The sequence below is a fragment of the Enterococcus sp. M190262 genome (assembly GCF_005843965.1).
GTDB classification, from domain to species: Bacteria; Bacillota; Bacilli; order Lactobacillales; family Enterococcaceae; genus Enterococcus_D; species Enterococcus_D gallinarum.
The window spans coordinates 491,257-515,826 of record NZ_CP040461.1 but is presented as its reverse complement, the minus strand read 5'-3'; the positions used below and the strand labels follow the sequence as shown (position 1 = coordinate 515,826).

22 protein-coding genes are annotated in these 24,570 nt (G+C 39.0%); 17 read left to right on the top strand and 5 right to left on the bottom strand.

Features of this window, described 5'->3' with window-relative positions:
* Positions 1 to 179: 179 nt before the first annotated feature.
* Both FE005_RS02275 and FE005_RS02270 read left to right on the top strand, forming a co-directional pair.
* Positions 180 to 2,885, top strand: a complete 2,706-nt coding sequence (locus tag FE005_RS02275; RefSeq protein ID WP_138371255.1) for a YhgE/Pip domain-containing protein — start codon at positions 180 to 182, stop codon at positions 2,883 to 2,885.
* 221 nt (positions 2,886 to 3,106) lie between these two features.
* The gene (locus FE005_RS02270) at positions 3,107 to 4,930 is read left to right on the top strand and encodes an APC family permease (RefSeq protein ID WP_003128226.1); all 1,824 of its coding nucleotides are present in this window, start codon (positions 3,107 to 3,109) and stop codon (positions 4,928 to 4,930) included.
* Between the two features lie 138 nt (positions 4,931 to 5,068).
* Here FE005_RS02270 and FE005_RS02265 read toward each other — a convergent pair whose 3' ends face one another.
* A complete protein-coding gene (locus FE005_RS02265; protein WP_003128227.1) occupies positions 5,069 to 5,959 on the bottom strand; it encodes a transcriptional regulator in 891 nt (296 codons plus the stop codon).
* 417 nt (positions 5,960 to 6,376) lie between these two features.
* On the opposite strand from FE005_RS02265, the gene FE005_RS02260 reads away from it, so the two are divergent.
* The 10 genes from FE005_RS02260 (at position 6,377) to FE005_RS16815 (ending at position 15,925) form a co-directional block, all read left to right on the top strand.
* The gene (locus FE005_RS02260; protein WP_005470172.1) at positions 6,377 to 7,717 is read left to right on the top strand and encodes a sugar ABC transporter substrate-binding protein; all 1,341 of its coding nucleotides are present in this window, start codon (positions 6,377 to 6,379) and stop codon (positions 7,715 to 7,717) included.
* 105 nt (positions 7,718 to 7,822) lie between these two features.
* The gene (locus FE005_RS02255) at positions 7,823 to 8,740 is read left to right on the top strand and encodes a carbohydrate ABC transporter permease (RefSeq protein ID WP_113849191.1); all 918 of its coding nucleotides are present in this window, start codon (positions 7,823 to 7,825) and stop codon (positions 8,738 to 8,740) included.
* Positions 8,741 to 8,751: 11 nt separating this feature from the next.
* Entirely contained in the window at positions 8,752 to 9,585 is an 834-nt protein-coding gene (locus tag FE005_RS02250) for a carbohydrate ABC transporter permease (protein ID WP_005470175.1), read from the top strand.
* Between the two features lie 4 nt (positions 9,586 to 9,589).
* Positions 9,590 to 10,201: a DUF624 domain-containing protein gene (locus tag FE005_RS02245; protein ID WP_113849192.1), complete on the top strand. Its 612-nt coding sequence runs from the start codon at positions 9,590 to 9,592 to the stop codon at positions 10,199 to 10,201.
* On the top strand, positions 10,198 to 11,616 hold the full coding sequence (locus FE005_RS02240) for a glycoside hydrolase family 43 protein (RefSeq protein ID WP_138371254.1): 1,419 nt from the start codon (positions 10,198 to 10,200) through the stop codon (positions 11,614 to 11,616). The genes FE005_RS02245 and FE005_RS02240 overlap by 4 nt, the downstream gene beginning before the upstream one ends.
* A gap of 3 nt (positions 11,617 to 11,619) precedes the next feature.
* Entirely contained in the window at positions 11,620 to 12,603 is a 984-nt protein-coding gene (locus FE005_RS02235; protein WP_138371253.1) for a family 43 glycosylhydrolase, read from the top strand.
* On the top strand, positions 12,604 to 14,049 hold the full coding sequence (locus tag FE005_RS02230; protein ID WP_034705107.1) for an alpha-N-arabinofuranosidase: 1,446 nt from the start codon (positions 12,604 to 12,606) through the stop codon (positions 14,047 to 14,049).
* Positions 14,050 to 14,053: 4 nt separating this feature from the next.
* Entirely contained in the window at positions 14,054 to 14,314 is a 261-nt protein-coding gene (locus FE005_RS02225) for a DUF6171 family protein (RefSeq protein ID WP_003128237.1), read from the top strand.
* A gap of 207 nt (positions 14,315 to 14,521) precedes the next feature.
* Entirely contained in the window at positions 14,522 to 15,739 is a 1,218-nt protein-coding gene (locus FE005_RS02220) for an arabinan endo-1,5-alpha-L-arabinosidase (RefSeq protein ID WP_138371252.1), read from the top strand.
* A gap of 45 nt (positions 15,740 to 15,784) precedes the next feature.
* Positions 15,785 to 15,925 (top strand): hypothetical protein, encoded by a 141-nt coding sequence (locus tag FE005_RS16815; RefSeq protein ID WP_167757169.1) that lies wholly within the window; start codon positions 15,785 to 15,787, stop codon positions 15,923 to 15,925.
* A 141-nt stretch (positions 15,926 to 16,066) separates the two neighbouring features.
* Here the strand turns inward: FE005_RS16815 and FE005_RS02215 are convergent, their stop codons facing one another.
* Genes FE005_RS02215 through FE005_RS02200 form a run of 4 tightly spaced genes read right to left on the bottom strand, consistent with a single transcriptional unit; the run spans position 16,067 to position 19,459 of the window.
* Complete coding sequence (locus FE005_RS02215) at positions 16,067 to 16,729, bottom strand: ABC transporter permease (RefSeq protein ID WP_003128239.1); 663 nt, start codon at positions 16,727 to 16,729, stop codon at positions 16,067 to 16,069.
* A gap of 4 nt (positions 16,730 to 16,733) precedes the next feature.
* Positions 16,734 to 17,654: an osmoprotectant ABC transporter substrate-binding protein gene (locus tag FE005_RS02210; protein ID WP_003128240.1), complete on the bottom strand. Its 921-nt coding sequence runs from the start codon at positions 17,652 to 17,654 to the stop codon at positions 16,734 to 16,736.
* Positions 17,655 to 18,290 carry an ABC transporter permease gene (locus tag FE005_RS02205; RefSeq protein WP_003128241.1) on the bottom strand — a complete coding sequence of 212 codons (636 nt, stop codon included), beginning with the start codon at positions 18,288 to 18,290 and terminating at the stop codon, positions 17,655 to 17,657.
* 2 nt (positions 18,291 to 18,292) lie between these two features.
* Positions 18,293 to 19,459, bottom strand: coding sequence for a betaine/proline/choline family ABC transporter ATP-binding protein (locus FE005_RS02200; RefSeq protein ID WP_005470181.1), 1,167 nt, complete (start codon positions 19,457 to 19,459; stop codon positions 18,293 to 18,295).
* A 375-nt stretch (positions 19,460 to 19,834) separates the two neighbouring features.
* On the opposite strand from FE005_RS02200, the gene FE005_RS02195 reads away from it, so the two are divergent.
* The 5 genes from FE005_RS02195 to FE005_RS02170 are packed head-to-tail and all read left to right on the top strand — an operon-like array spanning position 19,835 to position 24,569.
* Positions 19,835 to 20,737 carry an LCP family protein gene (locus FE005_RS02195; RefSeq protein ID WP_103301069.1) on the top strand — a complete coding sequence of 301 codons (903 nt, stop codon included), beginning with the start codon at positions 19,835 to 19,837 and terminating at the stop codon, positions 20,735 to 20,737.
* Entirely contained in the window at positions 20,734 to 21,582 is an 849-nt protein-coding gene (locus FE005_RS02190; RefSeq protein ID WP_231609101.1) for a polysaccharide deacetylase family protein, read from the top strand. The genes FE005_RS02195 and FE005_RS02190 overlap by 4 nt, the downstream gene beginning before the upstream one ends.
* A gap of 2 nt (positions 21,583 to 21,584) precedes the next feature.
* Complete coding sequence (locus tag FE005_RS02180; RefSeq protein WP_138371251.1) at positions 21,585 to 23,189, top strand: acyltransferase family protein; 1,605 nt, start codon at positions 21,585 to 21,587, stop codon at positions 23,187 to 23,189.
* Positions 23,190 to 23,230: 41 nt separating this feature from the next.
* Positions 23,231 to 23,956 carry a DUF1361 domain-containing protein gene (locus tag FE005_RS02175; RefSeq protein WP_117474742.1) on the top strand — a complete coding sequence of 242 codons (726 nt, stop codon included), beginning with the start codon at positions 23,231 to 23,233 and terminating at the stop codon, positions 23,954 to 23,956.
* Positions 23,916 to 24,569 carry a response regulator transcription factor gene (locus tag FE005_RS02170; RefSeq protein ID WP_138371250.1) on the top strand — a complete coding sequence of 218 codons (654 nt, stop codon included), beginning with the start codon at positions 23,916 to 23,918 and terminating at the stop codon, positions 24,567 to 24,569. Before FE005_RS02175 ends, FE005_RS02170 begins: the two co-directional genes overlap by 41 nt.
* The last annotated feature ends 1 nt before the right edge of the window (position 24,570 follow it).

Here is a 24,570-nt window from a genome sequence, read left to right as displayed (position 1 = left end):
TCGTGTTAAAGTTAAAGAAAAGATTAACAATAAGGGAAATTACGCGAAAAGTAAAGGGGTTTCATTTTGACAAATGGTACATTTTGTCAAAAGGCTGATATCAAGGGAATCATTCCCATTGGCGGCGTACAAAAAACGTGGTAAATTATCCTTCGACGAAGAAAAGTGGGGGAAAGAAAATGAACAAAATCAAAAACGTGTTTTATTTATACAAATTAGACTGGAAACGAATTTTTAGTAATCCGATTTCCGCTTTTTTGATCATTGCTTTGATGATTTTGCCCTCGCTTTATGCGTGGTTCAATATCAAAGCATTATGGGATCCATATGGAAACACTAGTGAACTGCCCATTGCGGTTTACAGCGCGGATAAAGGCGCAGAATTCCAAGGGAAAGAGCTATCGATTGGGAATGAAGTGATCGACTCTTTACATGAAAATAAACAGTTAGGTTGGCATTTTCTAGATTCTAAAAAAGAATTAGTGGAAGGGGTCAAATCAGGTAAATATTACGCGGGAATTTACTTGCCTGCTGATTTTTCAAAAGATCTGGTCAGTTTTACCAGCGGTACGATCGTTAAACCGAAAATTGAATACTACAGTAACCAAAAAATCAATGCTATCGCACCTAAGATTACTGACAAGGGAGCAAGCAGTCTCCAAGAACAGATCTCAAAGAACTTTATTGAAACTGCTAGTTCTACATTAGTCAAAGTGTTCAACGAAATCGGGTATGATATTGATTCAAATCTAGTTAGTATCAATAAAGTCAAAAATATGATTTTAGAGACCGATGGCAATCTTGACACCATTGATAGTTACACGAAGCAAATTGTTGATTTGCATGACAAGTTCCCGGAAATCAAAGACAAAATCGCCAAAGCCGAAGAATTTACGGATTATATTCCTCAGGTCGATGAAATGGGGGATAAACTGATCGCATTGAATGATAAGCTGCCAGAATTAAAAAAACAAGCTAGTGTCATTCTGACATTGCAGAAAAAGATCCCTGAGATCCAAAATGCCGGCAAGCAATTAAAAATGATCGATGATGATTTTGATTCTATTGCTAGTACAATGACAGATGGTATTGATACAGCTAAACAAGGACTGCAAATCATTGATCAAGTACAAACCGCATTGCCAGAAATCCAACAATTAGGGGACCAAGCAACAGACTTTGCCTCAGCGACGAAAGAAGGTGCCCAACAGTTACAAGATGCGCTACCAAGTATTTCTAATAGTGTTCAAGTAACGATTGATTCCATCAGTCAAGTCGCTACCACGACAGTTAGCTTAACGAATACAATCAAACAAGCAATTGCTGACAATCAATTGACCGACCAAGAACGGGAAAACATCCAAAAGGTCATCAGTGATTTCCAACAAAATATTCAACGGCAACAAGCAGCGTTGGACGGCCTGATCACTTTCTTAACGAATCTTCAAAACTCAGGCAACACATCCGATTTATCAGGGATCATTAATCAATTGACGAATGCAAAAAGTCTCTTGGGGGATCTTTCTTCGCGGCTAGATCATTTAAGCGAATTGGTTAAAAATGGGAATACAGATGCCATTACCGACTATTTAACTGAAGTCAACACTGCTGCACAAAATGTTACGGATCTCTTAAAAGGCATTAATGTGACGAATATTACCGATACCATCGACAATGTGTTGTCTAAATTGATCACCACCATCACCACAGCTCAAGATGTATTGAAAAAAGCGCAAGCCATTGACTTCAAGTCTTTATTGGCATCAACCAAAAATGTGGTCAGCAATGCTATCAGTATCTTAGAAAAGTATCAAAAAGAATTACCTGCTATTAAGCAAGAGTTGCATGATGCCAATACGATGCTCAATGGTCACATGGATGAGATCGTCGCAGCCATCAACAAAGGGGCCGATCTTTACAACAATGAACTGCCAATTGTTGAAGATAAGTTAGGGATTGCGGCTGGTTTCTTACAAAATGACTGGCCCACCATCAAAGCTGAAATCACTTCGACCATGAACATGGTTGATGAGAAACTGCCAGATGTAGAAAAAGCATTGAATGCGGCAGTTGATTTGATCAATAATGATTGGCCAAATATCAAAACAGGCATTCATAAGGCAGCCAATGCGATTCGCAAAGGTGAAAGTGAAGTTGATCTAGGCGAGATCATCAAGTTGTTGAAGCTTGATGCAACTAAAGAAGCGGATTTCTTCAAACAACCAGTTGAATTGCAAACAAATGACATCTATCCGATTGCCAACAATGGTTCTGCCAGCACTCCATTCTATACAGCGTTATGTTTATGGGTCGGGGCGTTATTGTTGTCAAGCGTGGCTACAACAGAGTATCATTTAGAGAAGAAAGATAAAGAACGCTTTACGCAACGAGAAACATTCGTTGCTCGAATGCTGACTTTCCTAACTATGGCCATTGCGCAAAGCTTGATCGTTACACTAGGAAATATGTTCTTATTAGGAGTAGATGTTCATAATCCGGTATACAGCGTCTTGTTCGCATTACTCGTTGGACTGGCATTTATGATGATCGTCTACGTCTTAGCCGGACTGTTTGGCAATGTCGGGAAAGGGATCGCGATCATTATCCTTGTTCTATCGATTTCTGGTGGGGGCGGAAATTATCCGATCCAAGTCTCCGGTAAATTTTTCCAATTTATTAATCCGCTGTTACCATTCACCCATGCAGTCAATCTGTTAAGGGAATCAGCCGGAGGGATCTATTGGCCAAACGCCATTCCTCAGTTGATTATTTTGTCACTGTTGTTTATTGTATTTGGCATCATAGGAACATGGGCTTATCCTTATCTAACAGATGTAACTAAGAAACTAAATAATGTCTCGAAAAAGAGTCATTTTTTCCATTAAAAAATCAAGAGCAGATAGGGCACGATGTTCTATCTGCTTTTCTTGAATCTTCTTGCGAATTCTGATAAAAAGAAGAGGGAGTTTGTTCAAATTTTTCATGCCATTTTCATTGACTTTTGTCGGTTTCAGGAGTAGCATACAGTCTTGTTAATTCAGTAATTATCAAAGAAATTTTGTATGTGCAATTATGATCTTTTTCATGAAAAAAGGAGTGTAAAAAAGTGGAATATTTGAAACGTTTGTTGGTCGGACGTCCATTGAAATCCGCGGAGAATGATGAACAAAAATTGACAAGGAAAGCCGCGTTGGCTTTGTTATCTTCGGATGCATTGTCATCGATTGCTTATGGGACCGAACAAATCGTTGTTGTCTTAGTTGCTTTGTCAGCTGCTGCTATCTGGTATTCACTACCGATCGCCGCATTCGTTATTATCTTGTTGATTTCATTGACCTTATCCTATCGTCAAATCATTCATGCGTACCCTCATGGTGGTGGGGCGTATGTCGTTAGTAGTGAGAATTTAGGCAAGAATGCAGGTTTGATTGCTGGCGGCTCTTTATTGATCGACTACATGCTGACTGTTGCCGTTTCGGTATCGGCTGGGGCAGAAGCGATTACTTCTGCCGTACCCGCTCTATATGGGCATCAAGTGGGTATCTCGATCACTATTGTTTTACTGATCATGATGATGAACTTACGGGGGCTACGAGAATCTGCGAGTTTCTTGATGGTTCCTGTATACACCTTTATCGCTGTGATCACGATCTTGATTCTTGTAGGATTATTTAATATTATCACTGGGGTACAGCCATTAAATGCCACAGCCTTACCAGGTGCTGTTGTGCCAGGGGTTTCTGTCGCATTGATCTTACGCGCTTTTTCTTCTGGTTCTTCTTCATTGACAGGGGTAGAAGCAATCAGTAATGCCGTGCCGTTTTTCAAAAAGCCGCGAGCAAAAAATGCAGCTGCAACATTGACGATCATGGCTGCGATCCTAGGTTTCTTCTTTGTGGGGATCACATTCATCAACTATTGGTATGGAATCGTTCCAGAAGCAGAAGTAACGGTCCTTTCGCAAATCGGAGCTGCGATCTTCGGTCACGGATTCATGTATTACGTTCTGCAGTTCGCAACGGCTTTGATTTTAGCAGTTGCAGCGAATACTGGATTCTCCGCATTCCCAGTGTTAGCCTATAACTTAGCGAAAGATAAGTATATGCCTCATATGTATCAAGATCGGGGAGACCGCTTGGGTTATTCTAATGGGATCATTACGCTGGCAGCAGGTTCGATCGTTCTATTGTTCATTTTCCAAGGATCGACGGAACGGTTGATTCCACTTTATTCGATTGGCGTGTTCATTCCCTTTGCGCTCTCACAAACAGGAATGGTAGTTCGATGGAAGAAAGCTGGTAAAGGATGGTTCTTGAAATCATTGGCCAACATCGTCGGAGCGTTGATTTCTTTTGCGATCATTGCGATCTTGTTTGTTTTTCGTCTAGGTGACATCTGGCCATTCTTTATCATCATGCCAATCCTACTGTTTGTCTTTTATAAGATCCATGATCATTATAAGAAAGTCGCTGAGCAGCTACGTTTGGAAAAAGAAGTGGCACTCCACAAATATGATGGCAATACCGTTATTGTATTAGTAGGAAATGTGACCCGCGTAAATATCGGGGCTTTGAATTATGCACAATCCATCGGAGATTATGTAGTTGCAATGCACGTATCTTTAGATGAAGATGTCAAGAAGGAAAAAGAAATCGAACAAGAGTTCAAACAAAATTTCCCAGATGTCCGTTTTTCTGTAGTGCATTCTTCTTATCGTTCAATTGAAAATCCAATCATTCGTTATGTAGATCTAGTCAGCAAAAACGCAACGAAGCACAATTATACGACGACAGTTATCATTCCACAGTTCGTGCCACGTCGTCGCTGGCAAAATATTTTACACAACCAAACAAGTCTGCGTCTAAGATTCCGTTTATCATGGCGTGAAAACATTGTCGTAGGAACTTACAGTTATCATTTGAAGAAATAGATTAAGTTTTATAATCAAAAAAGACTACCTAACTCTAATATCGAGCGAGATGGTCTTTTTTGTCTTATTTTCAGCGAAGGAATCTTTTACCACACATCAAAAATGATGAGAGAGTGTGCCTGTGATTCCTAAAAACGTTTAGCTGTAAAACATTTTGATTTTGATGTCTTGATCGTAATTTCCAAAGCCTTTGCCAAACAATGTACAACCGCCCATATTTTCAGCCTCTTCTTTTACCTCGACTCTTAAATGCCAAGTATCTTCATAAGCAGGAATATCCTTGATCGTGACGTCTGATAAAGGTTCTCCTTCCATATAAGTCCCATGATCCATGATTCGAATCGTCTTCAATAACCCATATTGATTTAAGTTATCAGGATACCAATCTGGCGTATACTTGCCGCGAATATCGGCGAAGTCACCGGGACTTGTCCAAGTTCCAAGCTCGATGCCATTTAAGCTAAAGGTAATGTCAGACGGCCAATTATTATTAGAAAAAGGGAATTCAGAAGAAATCTCCATGGAAATCTCCATCATCTCTAGTTTCTCATCTAGAGAAAGAAAATTAGGTGACTGGTACTCAACAAACCCTTTCGTAAACCAGAGGATGCGAGCATCCATTCGATTGGGGTCCATAAAAAATTTAGGTTCATCTACTGGACCGATAAAACCAGCAAGCGTGGCTAATCCACAAGTGGGTTCAACCGAATAATTTGTATAATGACCAATTGGAATTGACGTTTCTCTCGTATCGAATGCATTAAAGATTTTTTCTGGGAAATTGATATCGATATGATCGACTCTCAGACTAGATATCTTTCGCTGACCGACACGTTCTGTCTTGATAATTTTTGCTTCTTCTAGCTTTTTGATATGCATCGTGACGATAGCACTGCTTAATCCTAATTCTTGTGCGATTTCTTTCACATTCATTTTGTTTCTTGCAAGTAGTTGAATGATTTTGATCCGTACATTACTAGCTAACGCCTCATAGACGGGCAATGCTTCTTGATTGATTTCTAATTGCATCATTTCACCCCCACTATAGTTATAAGTGATTTACTTGAATGTTAACATATTTGTTAATTTGTGTAAATAGGATTATTTATAGTGGTTATTATTAATATAAATATTAATTAATAGGTATATTATTTAGCTTTATTTAATTAAAATATTGTTGACAGCGATTACAAATAAAGTTATTATTTAGTTGTAAATTGAAAGTGTTTGCAAACGCTGCTTTTATCATTTGTTTTAAATGAATTGTTGTAAATGAGGAGGAAGAACAGTAAAAACAGTTTGTAGCAAAATCGCATAGGTATTATTTCCTCAAAAGTCTTTGTAGAAAGTGACACTTATCATACTTATCTATAGAGGAAAGTTTTTGACGCACTTCATAAATCGATTACAAATAATTTAGAGGTTAAATCTGAAAGGATGAAAAAAATGAAAATCAAAAAGTTGCTTTTTTCTGGCGCATTATTGGGTTTGAGCGGTTTGATCTTAGGAGCATGTGGAAATAGTGGTGGTAATGCGAACAATGACAACGGAAAAAAGGAAATCACTTTTATGTTCCGTGGCGGTGAAGATGAAAAGAAAGCCTATGAAACAGCTATTAAACAATTTGAAGAAGCAAATGACGTTAGCGTTAAAATAATTGCAACAGATGCCGATCAGTATGCTACAAAACTGCAAGCCGCAATTTCAGGTGGTAATATGCCTGATGTTTTTTATGTAGAACAAGGGAATTTAATGGCTTATGTAGATAACGGTGTTTTACTTGATATAACCGATCAAATCGAAAATTCCGACTTTGATTTGTCAAATATTTGGGAATATGGAGTGAATAGTTACCGCTACGATGGTGAGAAGGTAGGTGAAGGTGCACTTTACGGACTACCTAAAGATGTCGGTCCATTTGCTTTGGGATACAACAAGGATATGTTCAAAGAGGCTGGAATTGACTTACCCGACACAGACACTCCGTATACATGGGATGATTTTGTCAATGTTTCGAAACAGCTGACAAAAGATAAAGATGGCGATGGAAAAATGGATCAATGGGCAACTGGCTTTAATGTCAATTGGAGTCTTCAAGCATTTGTATGGAGCAATGGTGGAGATTGGATCAATGAAGACAAAGATACAGTGACTGTGGATACACCAGAATTTGCGGAAGCATTGCAATGGTTTGCCGACTTACAAAACGTTCATGAACTAACACCGTCGATCTCTGATGCACAAACCTTGGATACGTATCAACGCTGGATGAATGGCGAAATTGCATTCTTCCCTGTCGGTCCATGGGATATGAGCACCTATGCAGGATTAGATTTCGAATATGATTTGATCCCATGGCCAGCGGGATCAACTGGTAAATCAGCAACATACGTCGGTTCTTTGGGGATTGGTGTAGCGAGTAAGACAGATTATCCAGATGAAGCAGTGAAGCTTGTAGAATACTTGAGTGCTTCAGAAGACGGTCAACAACAATTGGTAGATGCACAGATTCAAATTCCTAACTTGATCGATATGGCAGAAGAATGGGCATCAGATACCGAAAGTGTCCCTACAAATAAGCAAGAATTCTTGGATATTGTTCAAGACTATGGTCGAGCTATGCCAGCAGCAACTACTTATAATGCTGAGTGGTACGATGAGTTTTTCATCAATATTCAACCGGTACTAGATGGCGACCAAACTGCTGCAGATTACGTGAAAGAAGTACAACCGAAGATGCAAGCTAAATTGGATGCCGCACTTCAGCAACAAGAAACGGCAAAATAAGTCACCAGGGCTATGACAGATGTCAAAAGACAGAGAGGTCGAGTACTTGTCAGTTTAAGACACCCCTGTTATGGCCCTAAATATTAGTTGAGAAGGGGCTTTTCGATGGAACAAGTTGAAATAAAGAAAAGAAAATCAAACAAAAGTAGTTTATATGCTAAAGAACATCGGGTTGCTTTTTTATTTGTCCTACTTCCTATCATTGGGTTTATCTTATTTTCGCTTATTCCGTTAGTTTATTCAGCTTATGCCGCATTTACTGACTGGAATGGGTTGGGACAAATGAACTTTGTTGGATTAGAAAATTTCCGGAAACTATTTAATGACGAATATTTTTATAAAACGATGTACAATACTGTATTTTTGATGTTAGGAATTCCGATTGGCTTGATTCTTTCTTTCATGTTGGCATCTGCATTAAGTCGAGGTATCAAAGGAACGACCATCTTCCGAACAATTTATTATATTCCAGTTATTTCTTCTCTGGCCGCAATTTCTATTTTATGGCAATGGGCTTATAACGGGGATTTTGGATTGGTCAATCAAGTGTTAGCTATTTTTGGGATAAGCGGTCCTAATTGGTTACAAAATCCCGCTACTGTTAAGCCAGCTATCATTATCATGTCTGTTTGGAAAGGATTAGGCTATTCTATGCTTCTGTATTTAGCAGCAATCCAAAGTGTTCCTAAGACATTTTATGAAGCGGCTGAGTTAGATGGTGCTTCATCGTTTCAAAAGTTCCGAAATATTACTTGGCCCATGGTTCGACCTGTTACTTTCTTTTTGGTAGTAACAAATATCATTGGTGGATCACAAATTTTTACAGAAATCAATATCATGACACCTACAGGTGGACCACAATATAGTAGTGCCACTGTAGTCTGGTATATCTGGCAAAAAGCCTTCAAAAATTGGCAGATGGGCTATGCCAGCAGTATGGCACTGATTTTAGCTATATTAGTATTTGGCATTACAGCATTTCAATTTTATATGAATAATCGTTCAAGCTACAAGTTGGACTAGGAGGAGAAATGATGAAAAAAATTAAACTAAGTAATATGCTCATCGTTTTGATTTTATCCCTTGGAGCTATCATCATGGTGGGACCACTTTTGTGGATGATCTCTACGTCATTAAAAGATAAAGCTGGAGTTTTTCAGTTGCCTCCACAATGGATTCCAAATCCAGTTCGATTTGATGCCTACAAGCGCTTGTCTGAACTAGATACATTATTCTCAGGTATCAAAAACACGGTGATTGTTTCTCTTTCGGTCACCATCATTGGAACATTGACTTCCAGCCTTGCTGCCTTTTCATTTGCAAAATTACGTATGCCTTTCAAGGATGTTTTATTTTTACTTTTGTTAGCAGCGCTTATGATTCCATATCCAGCTGTCATGATTCCACAATTTATGATGTTTTCGAAAATTGGTTGGGTCGATACATTGTTGCCATTGATCATACCAGGCATGTTTGGGAATATTACCATGATCTTTTTCTTGAGGCAGTATCTTTCCAATATTCCTGATTCTATCGTGGAAGCAGCAAAAATCGATGGCGCAGGATACTTACAAACATTTTTTCAGTTAATCTTTCCGTTGATCCGTCCAGCAATTGCTGCACAATTCATTCTCTGGTTTATGGGAGCTTGGAATGACTATTTAGCGCCATTGATTTATCTAAATAGTCCAGAAAAACAGACGTTACAAGTAGTCATTGCTAATTTAAATGCAGCTTATGCGATTCAAACAGATTATCCATTGATCATGGCAGCTTCCGTTGTTTCATTGTTGCCAGTATTAGTCGTATTTATTATTTTCCAGAAGCAAATTATTGAATCCGTAGCGCTTTCTGGTATGAAAGGGTGAAAAAATGTTTATTAAGGCAATGCATTGGATCAATGTGGTCATCCTTTTTATTGAATTGAATATATTATGGCTCCTTGGCATTATTGCCGGATTTTTCTTTGCTGGCTTAGTCCCAAGTACAAGAGCGGTACTTAAGCTTTTAAATAAGCAGGACCTGTTCACTGGTTATTACTCTTACAGTGAAATTTTTCAAAAATATTGGCAAGAATATATCCGCTCCATCAAAATTTTCCAATGGCGAGTGATTGTTTTTCCAATCCTTTTTTCACTTTTTTATGTTGAATTAGTATTCATTCAGCAAAGTAGTATCATGAGAGCTTATTTCCAATGGCCAATCTTGATCATGATGAGTTATCTCTTATTGGTTCTTTTGAATTTGATTTTAGCGACAGAGATGAGTGGAGACAGTTGGTTGAAAAAAATAGCTTTCTCGCTAGTAAGTCCAATAGTTTTGCCCGGTCGTTCACTAATGTGCGTAGTTATGATCCTCTCTTTTGCAGTTTTGAGCTTGGCTTATCACTGGTTCTTTTTTGTGGCTAGTCCATTGTTCTTTTATGTAGCTAGCAAATGTCTGGTCTCAGGTTATCAAAAGAAAGGGTTGTTAAGATCTATATGAAAAGATTTTTCCTTGCTGGAGTGATGCTACTGCTTGCTGGTTGTCAGGTGAAAGAAGCGGAGCAAGTGATTGAACGACCAGAATATGCAGATGTTAGTGTGCATGACCCATCGATCATTAGAGATAAAGACACATATTATATTATTGGTTCTCATATGCAATTCGCAAAATCAGATGATTTGATTCAATGGAAACAACTCTCAAATTCGGTAGCTGATAGTTCGCTTTTCAATAATATTCGTGAAGAACTTGCTGATGAGTTTGACTATGCTCAAACAGATACATTGTGGGCAAGTGACATTCAGCAATTTAAAAATGGTAAATATTACTTGTATTATTGCTTTTGTCAAGGATCTTCCCCGCTTTCAGTTTTAGGCGTTGCTATATCTGATTCTATCGAAGGACCCTATCAAAAAGTAAAGTCATTTTTGTATTCAGGAACTTCACCTCAATTTGGGAAAGAATACAATGCCGCAGTTCACCCCAATGTGATTGATCCTCACGTCTTTTATGACAATGAAGAGAAACTATGGATGGTTTACGGTTCTTATTCTGGCGGTATTTTCATTTCAGAAATGGATGACGAGACAGGGTTGCCTAAAGAACAAAATACTTATGGAAAACACCTTTTGGGAGGAAATCATAGCCGCATTGAGGCACCCTATATTCAATATAATTCTGAAACTGGCTATTACTATCTTTTCACCTCTTTTGGTGGACTTGATGCAAATGGGGGCTACAACATTCGAGTTGCTCGTTCAAAGCAGCCAGATGGACCCTATGAAGATATTCAAGGAAATGCGATGAGTGAGGTGAAAGGAAAATATGGCACACAATTTGATGACACAAGCATTCAGAGTTTTGGAACCAAGCTCATCGGAAATTTTTTATATGAAGAAGATGACGGATTAACAAATGCCGGTTATATCTCACCTGGGCATAATTCATCCTATTATGATGAAAAAACAGGAGAATATTTTTTGATTTTTCATACGCGTTTTCCAAATAGTGGAGAAAATCATTCGGTAAGAGTACACCAAATGTATTTTACTGAAGATGGATGGCCTGTTGTCTCTCCTTTAAGGTACAGTAACGAAAAAATAGCTGATTACTCGGATGATCAAATTAGCGGAGAATACAGATTGATCCATTTTGATAAGTTGATTACTGATGATGCCAAAGCACCACTAAAAATCAATTTAAGTAAGGATAAAAAAGTTTCCGGGGCTGTTTCTGGATTATGGAAGTTAGCAGAGGATAATATTTCAAAGGATTCACTACTCATCCTTGACGATATTGAATACAAAGGGAAATTTATTTTTTCTTGGGATGAAAACCAAGGAAAACAAGTGATGACATTTACAGGAATTTCTGAAGAAGGTGTTCCGCTATTTATTGTAGAGAATGAGGGATAAGATATGCTGAAAAAAACAACGAATGATTTGATAAATCCAATTGTGTATGAACGAGCCGACCCTTGGGTCTACCATCATAGTGATGGGTATTATTATTTTACTGGTTCAGTACCAGGTTATCAGTCGATTGAAATTAGGCGAGCAAAATCATTGAATGACTTAGAGAAAGGTGAAACAAAAAATGTTTGGCGGGCACATAAAGATGGTCCCATGAGCCAACTCATCTGGGCACCAGAAATTCATTTCATTCAGGGGAAATGGTATATCTACTTTGCTGCTAGTGATCATGGTACGATTCGCAATGAAGTCCATCACCATCGAATGTTTGTTATTGAAAATGAACATGATGATCCATTTGAAGGAAGCTGGACTGAAAAAGGGCAGATTAAGACCCAGTTTGAAAGTTTTAGTTTGGATGGCACGGTATTTTCGCATCGCGAAAGACTTTATTATGTTTGGGCACAACAAGATCCGCGAATCCCAGGGAACTCAAATCTTTATTTGTCAGAAATGAAAACACCTTGGACTCTAACTGGGAAACAGTTATTACTCTCTGTTCCAGAATTTGAATGGGAAAAGATTGGTTTTATGGTTAATGAAGGTCCAGCAGTGATTACTAGAAATGGGAAGATATTCATTACTTATTCAGGAAGTGCTACCGATGAAAACTATGCGATGGGTTTGCTTTGGGCAGATGAAGATAGTGATTTATTAAATGGTTTTTCTTGGCATAAAAAAGCAGAGCCTGTTTTCAAATCATCTGAGAAAAATAGTCAATATGGTCCTGGGCACAATTCTTTTACTACAGGCTTAGAGGGTGAAGATATTTTAGTCTATCATGCACGACCAGAAAAAAATCAGTCTGGAGATCCTTTGGCAAATCCTAATCGACATGCGATGGCACAGAGCTTCACTTGGGATAAAGATGGCTTTCCTATATTTGGAGAGCCAGTAGCGATAACAAAATCTGAAGAGATGGTGAGTTAGATGACAATCAAAATTCTAAATACAAAATCAGGAACAACGATTAGCAAATATATTTACGGACACTTTTCAGAACATCTCGGCCGTTGTATCTATGAAGGATTATACGTAGGAGAAGATTCTCCTATTCCAAACAAGAATGGGATGCGTACGGATGTTGTGGAAGCTTTGAAGAATATCAAGATTCCAGTTTTACGCTGGCCAGGTGGCTGTTTTGCCGATGAATACCATTGGAAAGACGGTATTGGACCAAAAGAAAATCGAAAAACGATCGTCAATACTCACTGGGGGGGTGTGACTGAAAATAATCATTTTGGGACACATGAATTCTTTGAATTGGTCAAACAACTGGAATGTGAAGCATATGTCAATGGAAATGTCGGCAGTGGGACAGTCCAAGAAATGTCTGAATGGGTCGAGTACATTACCATGAACGGAATTTCTCCAATGGCAGATTGGCGTCGAGAAAATGGTCATGAAGAAGCTTGGAGCATGAAATTTTTCGGTGTAGGAAATGAAAATTGGGGCTGCGGTGGAAATATGCGTCCAGAATATTATGCTGATCTTTATCGTCGGTATCAGACTTACGTTCGTCAATACGGTGATCAAAAAATATACAAAGTGGCTGGCGGAGCAAATGTTGATGACTACCACTGGACAGAAACGTTGATGAAGAATGCCCATTGGCTGATGGATGGATTGAGCTTACATTATTATGTCCATCCCCAAGGGTGGGAGAAAAAAGGTAGTGCGTTAGCATTCGATGAAGCAGAATGGATCATCACCTGTCAAAAAGCTGCGCATATGGATGAATTGATTACGCGTCACAGTGCGATCATGGATCAATATGATCCTGAAAAACGGGTGGGCATCATTGTTGATGAGTGGGGAACTTGGTTTTCTGCTGAACCCGGAACGAATCCAGGATTCTTATATCAGCAAAACACGATTCGTGATGCAATGGTAGCTGCTATCACCTTAAACATTTTTCATAAGCATGCAGAACGAGTGCACATGGCAAACATTGCCCAGACAGTGAATGTTTTGCAGGCAATGATTTTGACTGATGGCGAAAAGATGGTCAAAACACCAAGCTATCATGTGTTTGATTTGTACAAAGTCCATCAAGATGCCGAACGCATCGAGAGTCATGGAGCAGCAAGTGAAACGATCACCTACACGGTCTCGAAACAAGCAGATACCCTCCACCTGTCGATCTGCAATTTCGCAGTATCTGGCTCGGAAGCAATTAGTTTTGACTTTGAAACTGCCATTCAAGGAATCAAAGAAGCTCGCTATATTGTGGGGGATAAAATGAATGCACACAATGATTTTGATCATCCGGAAGACGTAGTGATCCAATCATTTGAAGACTACACAACAAATAATAGCCAATTAACGATCAATATACCCGCTATGAGTGTATTGACAATATCTTTGGCGGTGTAATTCAATGACGTGTAAAGGTTGCGATGTCAAGGAAACAGCAGCAACGGTAGATGTAGAAGCGTTGATTGAAGAACAGCTAGCCATTGAGAACGACCTTGCTGCACTTGAAGTCGTTCAGTCCCGTATAAAAATTTGTGAAGCCTGCCCATTTCGGTCCAATCACACCTGTACTAAGTGTGGCTGCTTTTATAAATTTCGGGCAAACCTATCAAAAAAATACTGTCCTGCAGGAATGTGGGCACAAACAGGGCAGAGCATTCAATGACTGTCCTGTTTGTTACGCCATAAGCAGTTATAGAAACTGTAGCCTGGGGTAATCTTGGAGGTAGCAAAGATCAAGAGCAGATAGATTGTTTTTAATGAAAGTGGCGTAATAAGTAAGAAAGATCTAAATAAATATAGAAAAGAATCGATTCTGCTTTCGTTCACTGAAGTCAAACTAAAGTGAATCGATTACTGAGAGGAAGAATCTATGAACTGGAAAAATGGTGTTCATGATCCAACGATAATTGAACGAGACAGCGTTTATTACTTATTTTCAACAGATACGCAACAACCTAAAACGGCAGGAATACCGATCCGGACATCATTGGATCTCATACACTGGCAGTTTGAAAAGCAGGCCTTTCCTCAATTGCCACAATCTGCAAGAGAATGGAGTCAAGCAGAAGGGTTGTGGGCACCTGAAGTGATAGAGTACCAAGGGGAATATCGAATGTACTATTCCGCTTCTACATTTGGCAGTACCACTTCATTTATTGGTCTTGGAACAGCACCGCATCCTTTGGGACCTTGGGTAGATCAAGGAGAAGTTGTGAAAACGCATCGAGACATCGCCGATCATAATGCCATTGATGCAAATCTTGCTCTAGATCGTATGGGACACCATTGGCTGATCTACGGATCATTTTTTGGCGGGATTTATATTGCACCTATAGATCAAAGCACTGGAAAGTTAGCCGAGAAGGGATACGGAAAAAAAATAGCGCAACGACCTGCTTCTGTTGATACTGCGATTGAGGGTCCTTTTGTTTATTATCATCCAGAAACGGATATGTATTACTTATTTGTCTCTTTTGATTCTTTGAATGAAACCTATAATATCCGGGTTGCAAGAGCGAAAGAGATTACCGGTCCCTATACGGATTGGAACGGCCTGTCTCTGTCGGAACAAGAGGCAGTACCGGAGAAAATTGGTGTTAAATTACTAGGGAGTTATCAATTCGAAGAACAGTCTGCAGTCTATGCACCTGGCCACAATTCTATATTCAAACGTTCAGATAATGAATTATTTATTATTCATCACGCACGGAGACAACCTTTTAGTGATGATTTCTTTTTAGATGTCAGAAAAATTTACTGGTTAGATAGTGGTTGGCCGGTCATATCAGCAATTAGTTATGCGAAATCAATTCCTGAAATCCCTATGAAAGAGGACCTCATAGGAACGTGGGAGATTATTCAGTTTACAGTAGAGTCCAGTCTCATTTCTTCAGAATTTGTCATGCTTACAGACATTCAGCAAATGGAGAAGAGCTATTTTTGGCAGGGGCATGAGTTTACAGCTTATTATGAGACAGATTCTGAAGAACGGGTCTTGTGTTTATCAGGAATGGACCCGAACGGCATGGGGTTCATCGGAAAAAAAGTCCCAAAAGAAAGCAGGGGGAAGACGAAGCGTACAACTTAAAAGCGACCAAACTTAAGAATGATCTTTGGAGTAGCGATCAGAGCAGTGTTCGAGAAAAAACAACCCCATATCAGTATCAAGTATGGAATGATGGCATACCAGTCGCCCCTCAAGCAAAACGATGGGCGCCAATCCATTTATATGGATCGAGCCTTGAAACAACCATCTCTAGGATATGATGCGTGATTCCCGATCATCTCCGGGAAAATCGAGAAGCACATTCACCTGCTTTGAGTGAATTAGTTAAAAAATATAGAAAACAAGCATCCTTACATACAAGAAGGATGCTTGTTTTTCTATATTTATAAAAGCGCTAAGAAATGGCCTTTATTTCGACGAACGGCTTGCTGGATCTAACCGACGTTCAATAAAGCCTAAGCCTAAGTCGGTGATGATTGCCATCAATGCAGTGGGTAAAGCTCCGGCAAGAATGATTGAAGCGCCATTGGTTGCATTTGTCCCACGGATGATGATATCACCTAGGCCACCAGCACCTACGAAGGCGCCAATGGCAGTGATTCCAATTGCAACGACTAATGCATTACGAATACCTGCCATGATCACGGAGACGGATAAAGGCAATTCGATCATATACAGTCGTTGCCAACTTGTCATGCCCATTCCTTTACCAACATCTAGTGTATTACGGTCTACCTGGCGCATGCCGGTATAGGTGTTTTTGATGATCGGTAAGAGCGAGTAGAGAAAAATCGTCAGAATAACGACATTGACACCTAATCCCATCCCAATCATCAAAATCGAGATCATTGCTAGCGAAGGGATCGTTTGGATGATATTGGCGATGCGGATCACCCAATCGGCCATACGCATCTTTTTAGAAATCCAGATTCCTAGTGGAATACCAACGATTGCAGCGAATAAAACGCCATAGATAGAGATCAGGAAGTGACGAACAAACTGTGCAAAGACATAACCGCCATTTTCCTGAAAATAGGCAATAAATTGTTGAAATAGATTCATGTCATTCATTTCGTCACTCTCCTTCAAAATAATTATTTTCTTGTAAGAAACGTTCTGCGACCACTGTCGGTTCCAACAGGTCATTATCAACTTGATAATTTAGTTGCTGCATTTTTTCAGTGGAGATTGTATCAGCAAGTTTGTTCAAGGCGTCCGCTACTTCTGGTGTGTCTTTGATTAATTTGTCATCGACTACTGGAGCTGCATCATAAGGTGGGAAGAAATTCAAATCATCTTCCAACATTACGAGGTCATAACTAGCGATCCGTCCATCCGTTGAATACCCGAGTACGATATCCATTTTTCCGTTGTCAACAGCATCGTAAACGAGACCGATCTGCATAGGCAAAATGTTTTTGAAAGAAAAGCCATATGCTTCTTGGAAGCCATCATACCCGTCACCTTCACGGGTGATCCAAGCTGTATCGACACCAGCAACCAACTGATCGGCAACGCCTTTTAAATCACTGACTTTTTTCAGATTATATTTTTCTGCAGTGTCTTTTCTGACTAGAAAAACATATGTGTTATCAAAGCCGTAGGAAGGAAACCAGGTCTGATGGTAACGTTTCTCAAATTCTTTTTTTACGGTATTGAAGGCAGCAGTTGGATCAGATTCTGGCTCTAAGCCAAGTGTTGTTGTCAAATCTGTTCCGGTATAACGAGCGGCAGAGATAGACGCATCGCCATTCATCATTGCTTGATGATTGATTGTCGTTGTTGCTAAGTTATTAATGACAGTGGTATTTTTGTCCGTATAATGTTCTACCATTCCTGCTACAATAGCGCCAAGAATCTGAGCTTCAGAAGTGATTCCTCCTGTGATAGCTACGGTGTCTTCATTAGATGTAGAAGCAAGTCCTGGAAAGGAGCAGCCTGAGAGTAAAATAATGATCATGGATAACAAAAGACCAAATTTCGCTTTGATTTTCATTTAGGCATCCCCCTTTAATGCAGCTGGTGTTAGTTTATTCTCAAGTAATCCGAGTAACCAGTCTGCTAAAAGTGCAAAAATCGTCACTGGGATTGTGCCGGCAAAAATCAATGCCGGTTGATAGTTATTCAATCCACTAAAGATCAAGTCTCCAAGCCCCCCTGCACCAATGTACGAAGCCAAGGTTGCCCAGGCTAAGACATAGACTGCTGACAAGCGGATACCCGCCATGATCGTTGGGATCGCTAACGGCAGTTCCACACTAATGATCGATTGGAAGTTAGTCATTCCCATTCCTTTAGCGACATCTCGATAATTCCAATCGACTTTCTTCATGCCAATATAGGTGTTTCGCAAAATAGGCAGCAAAGAATAGATAAAGAGTGCAACAATAGCTGGGACTTTACCGACCCCTAAAATCGGGATCATCAATGCCAATAGTGCCAATGAGGGAACAGTTTGCAAGGCACTAGTCACACCGATCACGATAGAAGCGGCTTTGGGAAAGCGTGTCAATAGAACGCCCAAAGGGACTGCAACGACAATGCCTAGAAATAATGCGGCAAAGGAGATGTATAAATGCTCAATGCTTTTCGTGACCAATTGGCCGCCATATTCATTAAAGAAGCTTTGCATGGCTAGACCTCCTCTGGTTTTGCGGATTCGATCGCTTCAAGAAGGGAGGATTCCTCGCCCCAAATAACGTCATAAACAATGTCGACTAATGAAGCACGCGTCAAAATTCCTACCAAATGATTCTCAGCATCCACGACTGGCACATATTTCAAACCGCGTTTAAGGATTCGTTGCAACGTATCTCGCAGTAAGGCGGTTTCTTTTACATAGAAAACATCTTTATTAAGAATATCCCCGACACTGGTTACTTTGCCTCGATTGCGGTCGATCGATTCTACATCGATATACCCTTTTAAGACATTGCTATTATCCGTCACTAATAATGTATCTACCCGTTTTTCTCTCATCAGGCGAATCGCTTCTTGTAAAGATTTTTCAGGAGTGATGGCGATTGGTGTTTTGAGCATGACTTCTTTAACTGGTGTGGTGTCTGGTTTTGCTTGCAGAAGGCGGTCTTCACCGATCAATTCTTCAACAAAGGTAGTAGCAGGATTTCGCAGAATATTTTGCGGTGTATCGAATTGGATGACGCGTCCTTCGCTCATGATCACGATGCGGCTAGCTAACTTTAATGCTTCATCCATATCATGGGTAACGAAGACGACGGTTTTACCTAAACGTTCCTGTAAATCTTTGATCAAATCTTGCAGTGAATCGCGAGTGATGGGGTCCAAAGCACCGAAAGGTTCATCCATCAAAATGATATCTTGGTCGGCTGCCAGAGCCCGAACAACACCGATCCGCTGTTGCTGTCCACCAGATAATTCGTGAGGGTAACGATCCAGCATTTCACGAGGAAGTTCCACCAGATCGATCATTTTCTCTGCTGTCTTATTTCGTTCTTCTTGACTGACCTTCAAAAGTTTTTGTACTAATGTAATATTTTCTCGAATCGTCATATGAGGCATCAAGCCGATGCTTTGGATCACGTAACCGATTTGGCGTCGTAATTCTACTGGATTGATATCGGTCACACTTTTGCCATCAATCAGAATTTTTCCTTTGGAGGGGTCTGTCATACGGTTGATCATTCGCATACAAGTAGTTTTACCACTACCACTGGTACCAATGAAACAAATAAATTCTCCCTTTTCAAAGGATAGATTGACATCTTCGACAGCCACTTTGCCGCCTTTATAGATTTTGGATACATGCTGAAATTCAATCATGATTTCACCTCTAGTTTTATTTAGGCGCAGCTTATTTACGCCTAGGGTCTGTAATTAGTATGCCCAAAAGTTTGCTGTTATTCAAATATTCTGCCTTTTTTATTCATATTTGCATATTATAAGCGAAATGTTTGAAACAAATCCAATCGAAATGAAAATCCAATAGGGAATATATGCATTATTCTTCATTTTGATTGTTATTTTTAAATGGGGATGAGTAGACTTTCTTCTTCACTAAAAGTGATATACAACATTTTAATATTAAATGAAAAGCGAACATTGCTGCTACAAGCGAGCATGTATCGAGTCACCAAATACTAAATCGATACATTTCAGATACATTTTTCCTTTAATTTAGTAGCAGGAGGTGTTCCGATGCGGAAAATAATTCTTATTTTGCTTTTTGTTTCAGTAGTCCTTGTTGGTGGTATTACTGGCTGGGCAGTCTATTCTGCAAATAAAATAAATACAAAAGTGTACGAAAAATTGAATCCTTCAGATGAGCAGTATGACTTAGATTACGACCAATTGAAACAAGAACCTTTTAATGTTTTGCTACTTGGCGTTGATACTGGAGAATTTGGGCGAACGGATTCTGGTCGAAGTGACAGTATGATAGTCGCTCATATCAATTTAAAAAAGAAAGAATACACATTAATGGGAGTTGAACGCGATCTTTTAGTTGATATCGCAGACCAAGGAATGCAGGATAAATTAAATGCGGCGTATGCTTATGGAGGTGCAAGCTGTTCCGTTAAAACAGTAGAAAAAATGTTGGATATTCAAATTCCTTATTTTGTTTCTATTGATATGGGAGGTTTTCAAAAGATTCTCAAAGAAGTAGGAGCTGTTCAAGTAGAAAATGAATTTGAGTTTAGTTCTGATGGATTCGATTTTCCTAAAGGTAAACTAACGTTATCTCCAGAAGAAGCACTTTCTTGGGCGAGAATGAGGTATGAGGATCCACGAGGGGACTATGGCAGACAAATGCGGCAACAGTTGTTACTGAAAGGTGTTTTGGAAAATATGGCGCAATTGAACCAAGTCACAAAATGGAATGCATTTATCGATATCTTGACAGATAACATCAAAACCAATCTACCCATTACCAATCTTGTTCTTCATGCGAAGGAACTGATGAAAGAGCCAACAATTATTCATGACCAAGTGATCGGAGAGGAATTGATTCAGAATGGAATCTCTTATCAAACAGCTTCGACAGAAGAGATAGCAAGAGTTCATGATGTATTGACAACAAATAAGGAGGAAAAGCAATGAAAATGATCCGTTTACTCATAACTGGCTTTATCTTTTTGTTAGTACTTTGCGGCTGTGCACGAATCAGTGAGGAATTTGCTAGAGGAAAAACAGAGAACAATCTGTCCCAGTCCTCCGAGTTAACAAGCAACAGTAGTTCTTCAAGAACAGTGACAAGTAACAATAAGGCTACTACAGAGACTAGTTTGGAAAATATACTAGAAAGCACTACAGAGACAGAAGAGATTCCTTCAAATAAAAAAAAGGTCGCTTTGACATTTGACGATGGGCCAGATCCCAGCAATACACCTAAATTATTGGAACTATTGAAAAAAGAAAAAGTGCCAGCTACTTTCTTTTTAGTAGGACAGAACGTAGAGATGTATCCCGAGGTGGTGAAAGCCATCGCAAAGGATGGCCAAACTATCGGTAGCCATACCTATGATCATCAAGACCTCAGCACATTGGACGAATCTGGAATGACTAATGAGATCACGAAGACCGATCAATCTATCAAGAAACTCACAGGCAAAAAACCAGCCTATTTTCGCCCGCCATATGGTTCTGTCAATGCAAAAGCTGCAGAATTGATCAATCGTCCCATCATCCAATGGTCTGTTGATTCAGAAGATTGGAAATCTAAAGATGCCCAAATGATCATTGATAAAGTAACGAGTTCTGTCTATGATGGTTCGATTATTTTGTTGCATGACATTCATCCGGAAACCATTGCTGCAGTCCCTGAGATTATTCGTGATTTAAAAAAAGAAGATTATCAATTTGTGTCTTTAGATACTCTTTTGAATAATCCTTCCAGCAATGAGACTTATTACGGAGAAAATGATCATCGGCCAGCCGGAGGTTAAACATGGATAAACACTATTCAGCAGGCATCGATTTTCTTAGGGCATTTGCGGTTATTGGTGTTATTCTCTATCATTTGCCTCAATATTCTTTTCAAGGAGGAAATCAAGGCGTAACGATTTTCTTTGTTATTTCGGGTTACTTGATGGCAAAGAATGCTTCCTATGCGTATCAAAAAAATCAGTTCTCCTGGATTGGCTTTTATAAGAAACGGATCAAACGGATTTATCCGTTTCTTTTATTCTCCTTACTTATCTTTATTCTGATAGCTGGGAGTATTCAAATCCGAATGCTAGGAAACATCAAAAGTGAACTTCCAAGTTTACTCTTTGGATATAACAACTGGTGGCAGATCCACGAAAAAGTCTCTTATTTTGATCGCTTCGCAAATTCGTCCCTATTTAAACATTACTGGTCTTTGGCGGTGGAATTACAATTTTATCTAGTTTTTCCACTCTTCTTTCTAACAGTCATGCGTTTGTCTAGAAAAAGAGGCTATCAGCTTATGTATCTTCTTACCATTATTTCGATTCTCACCAGTCTGTTATCGCCGTTTTCTATCGCTTATTACAATACCTTTGCTCGACTTTATCCGTTTATAGTTGGCATGTTTGGTTTTTTCAATAGAAAGAACATTAATGATGTCATTTCTTCAAAAAAAGTAACGAAGTTTTGGCTCATCATGAGTTGTTTGACTCTGGCTGTCTTTATTCCGCTGCCTTCGTTTACAGGTAGCTCATTGCTTGTCAGTGTATTAACAATGCTATTACTCGTTTTGATAAATGACAAAGAAGTGGAAAAAAGAACCAAAATCGCCAAATTCCGTCTTCAATATATAGGCAAAATTAGTTATGAATTATATTTGGTTCACTATTCGGTGTTTATTCTCCTAGTGAATATAGCACCTAAGATGAATCCTCTAATTGAATTGGTAGTGGTTCTGATCATGACGGTTCTGATGATTGCTGGCTTTCATTCTTTCATGCATTTAAAAAGAAAAGCAGGACGTTACCTTGGAGCAGGTCTTGTTGCTGTTGCAATCGGAATGATCATTTTTGCACCGACTAACCGTCTGACTGCGGATCAAAACGAATTGAAACAAGAGTTAAGCAGTAATCTGAAAAAGATAGAGAATCAACCCAATCAAAAAGGAAATATCTTATTTCTAGGGGATTCTGTGATGCTTGGAGCATATCAAGAATTGGAAGATACGTTTAGTGGGCAAGCAACCGTTGATGCGAAAGAATCACGGCAAATATCTAGTTTGGCAACGATTCTTCAAGGGTATCCCAATTTAGCTGATTATTCGACGGTAGTAATCGGACTGGGTACAAATGGTATTATTTCGGATGAGTCAATCGATGAAATCCTTACTCAATTAAAGGATAAACAGATTTACTGGATAACTATCAAATGTCCGGAAGGCTGGCAAGAATCTGTGAATCAAAAATTAGCAGAGCTTCCTAGTCGCTATAAGAATGTCAATATCATCGACTGGTTTAGCCACAGCAAAGACCACCCAGAATACTTTTATGATGATGAAACTCATTTGAATGGGGAAGGACGCAGTGTTTATGCCCAATTAATGAAGTCTGTTCTTTCTAAATAGTGGGACAATGGCTAGGAGCGCGCGTTAAGACAGGAGGAACCATGTATTTACTAAATAAAACAATGAATGGGATTCGGTTATATTATTTGATTTTACTGGGAATCTTATATCTTTCATTTTATCAATCAAGTGTCTATTTTCTTTTCTTTACTAATACTATTTTGGCATATATTCCAATAGAATTAACCTTTCTTGCAATGTATTGTAAAAAAAAGTACATTATAGTGGTAGTTGTGTGTCTCTGGCTTGTTTTTTTACCAAATAATTTTTATCTCATGACAGATCTCTTTCATCTTTCTTTATTGACACCTTATGATGAAGTAACATTGTTGATAAGTAAGGATTTAATGAATTGGATCAAACTTTTTCTGATTTTGTTGGCAGTGATGCCTTCAACAATTTTGGGCTGCTGGAGCATTGACAAGATTGCAAGAATATTAGTAGAGAAATTAACCATTGGGGTCTACCCAGCGCTTTTGATTGCGTGTCTTTTATTTATGGATTCTATTGGGATTTATATTGGGCGATTTACCCGTCTTAATAGTACAGATATTTTTGTGCGTCACAATCAAGCGCTTCAAAAAATTTTCGCTGATTTTGAAGATATTGACAATCGATCGATCGTACTTTTACTTTTGCTCTATCTTTTTTTGTGCGGTATCATGATCGGCTATCAGCTTATAAAACAGCTTCTTTACAAAAATTGGGAAGAAAGTGTGAAATCAAATGGATGTACTCATAGTAGAAGACAATCAAGCCATAAATAACCTGCTAGTAAAAAGCCTCGCAAAAAAAGGCTATCGAACGATCCCGATTTTTGATGGCAAAAGTGCCGCAGATTACATTGAAAATCATGAGGTGGATCTGATTCTTTTAGATATCATGTTACCAGAAATAAGTGGGGATGAATTAATAGACTATTTTGTCGAATATGATATCCCAGTTATCTTTTTAACTGCCAAGAATACCTTGCATGATAAAGTGCGAGGATTAAAGTTAGGTGCAGAAGATTACATTACGAAACCTTTTGAACTAGAAGAATTATTTGCTCGAGTTGAAACAGTACTTCGCAGAAGGAAAAAGAGTTCTGCTTCTGAGATAAATTGGCACAACATCCGTATTGAAGACGAGAAGAGAAGTGTATTTTTTAACAATGAGTTGATTGCATTGACGCCTAAAGAATATCAATTGTTCATTTATCTCGTTCAAAATCGCGGGATTATTTTAGAGCGAGAAACGATTTATCAACGAATTTGGGAATCGCCAAGTGAGCCAGATAGCAGAACTCTTGATTTACACATTCAGCGGATCAGAAAGAAACTGCATTTGGAAAACGAGCTGCGAACGATTTATGGTGTAGGGTACTTATTGGAGGAATAAG

Excerpts from the sequence above, each read along its gene's own strand:
- FE005_RS02215 (WP_003128239.1), bottom strand. The coding sequence starts at position 16,729 with ATGAATGACATGAATCTATTTCAACAATTTATTGCCTATTTTCAGGAA.
- FE005_RS02210 (WP_003128240.1), bottom strand. The coding sequence starts at position 17,654 with ATGAAAATCAAAGCGAAATTTGGTCTTTTGTTATCCATGATCATTATT.
- FE005_RS02190 (WP_231609101.1), top strand. The coding sequence starts at position 20,734 with ATGAAAATGATCCGTTTACTCATAACTGGCTTTATCTTTTTGTTAGTA.
- FE005_RS02180 (WP_138371251.1), top strand. The coding sequence starts at position 21,585 with ATGGATAAACACTATTCAGCAGGCATCGATTTTCTTAGGGCATTTGCG.
- FE005_RS02200 (WP_005470181.1), bottom strand. The coding sequence starts at position 19,459 with ATGATTGAATTTCAGCATGTATCCAAAATCTATAAAGGCGGCAAAGTG.
- FE005_RS02205 (WP_003128241.1), bottom strand. The coding sequence starts at position 18,290 with ATGCAAAGCTTCTTTAATGAATATGGCGGCCAATTGGTCACGAAAAGC.
- FE005_RS02260 (WP_005470172.1), top strand. The coding sequence starts at position 6,377 with ATGAAAATCAAAAAGTTGCTTTTTTCTGGCGCATTATTGGGTTTGAGC.
- FE005_RS02240 (WP_138371254.1), top strand. The coding sequence starts at position 10,198 with ATGAAAAGATTTTTCCTTGCTGGAGTGATGCTACTGCTTGCTGGTTGT.
- FE005_RS02220 (WP_138371252.1), top strand. The coding sequence starts at position 14,522 with ATGAACTGGAAAAATGGTGTTCATGATCCAACGATAATTGAACGAGAC.
- FE005_RS02235 (WP_138371253.1), top strand. The coding sequence starts at position 11,620 with ATGCTGAAAAAAACAACGAATGATTTGATAAATCCAATTGTGTATGAA.
- FE005_RS02265 (WP_003128227.1), bottom strand. The coding sequence starts at position 5,959 with ATGCAATTAGAAATCAATCAAGAAGCATTGCCCGTCTATGAGGCGTTA.
- FE005_RS02225 (WP_003128237.1), top strand. The coding sequence starts at position 14,054 with ATGACGTGTAAAGGTTGCGATGTCAAGGAAACAGCAGCAACGGTAGAT.
- FE005_RS02275 (WP_138371255.1), top strand. The coding sequence starts at position 180 with ATGAACAAAATCAAAAACGTGTTTTATTTATACAAATTAGACTGGAAA.
- FE005_RS02250 (WP_005470175.1), top strand. The coding sequence starts at position 8,752 with ATGAAAAAAATTAAACTAAGTAATATGCTCATCGTTTTGATTTTATCC.
- FE005_RS02245 (WP_113849192.1), top strand. The coding sequence starts at position 9,590 with ATGTTTATTAAGGCAATGCATTGGATCAATGTGGTCATCCTTTTTATT.
- FE005_RS02255 (WP_113849191.1), top strand. The coding sequence starts at position 7,823 with ATGGAACAAGTTGAAATAAAGAAAAGAAAATCAAACAAAAGTAGTTTA.
- FE005_RS02230 (WP_034705107.1), top strand. The coding sequence starts at position 12,604 with ATGACAATCAAAATTCTAAATACAAAATCAGGAACAACGATTAGCAAA.
- FE005_RS02175 (WP_117474742.1), top strand. The coding sequence starts at position 23,231 with ATGTATTTACTAAATAAAACAATGAATGGGATTCGGTTATATTATTTG.
- FE005_RS02170 (WP_138371250.1), top strand. The coding sequence starts at position 23,916 with ATGGATGTACTCATAGTAGAAGACAATCAAGCCATAAATAACCTGCTA.
- FE005_RS02195 (WP_103301069.1), top strand. The coding sequence starts at position 19,835 with ATGCGGAAAATAATTCTTATTTTGCTTTTTGTTTCAGTAGTCCTTGTT.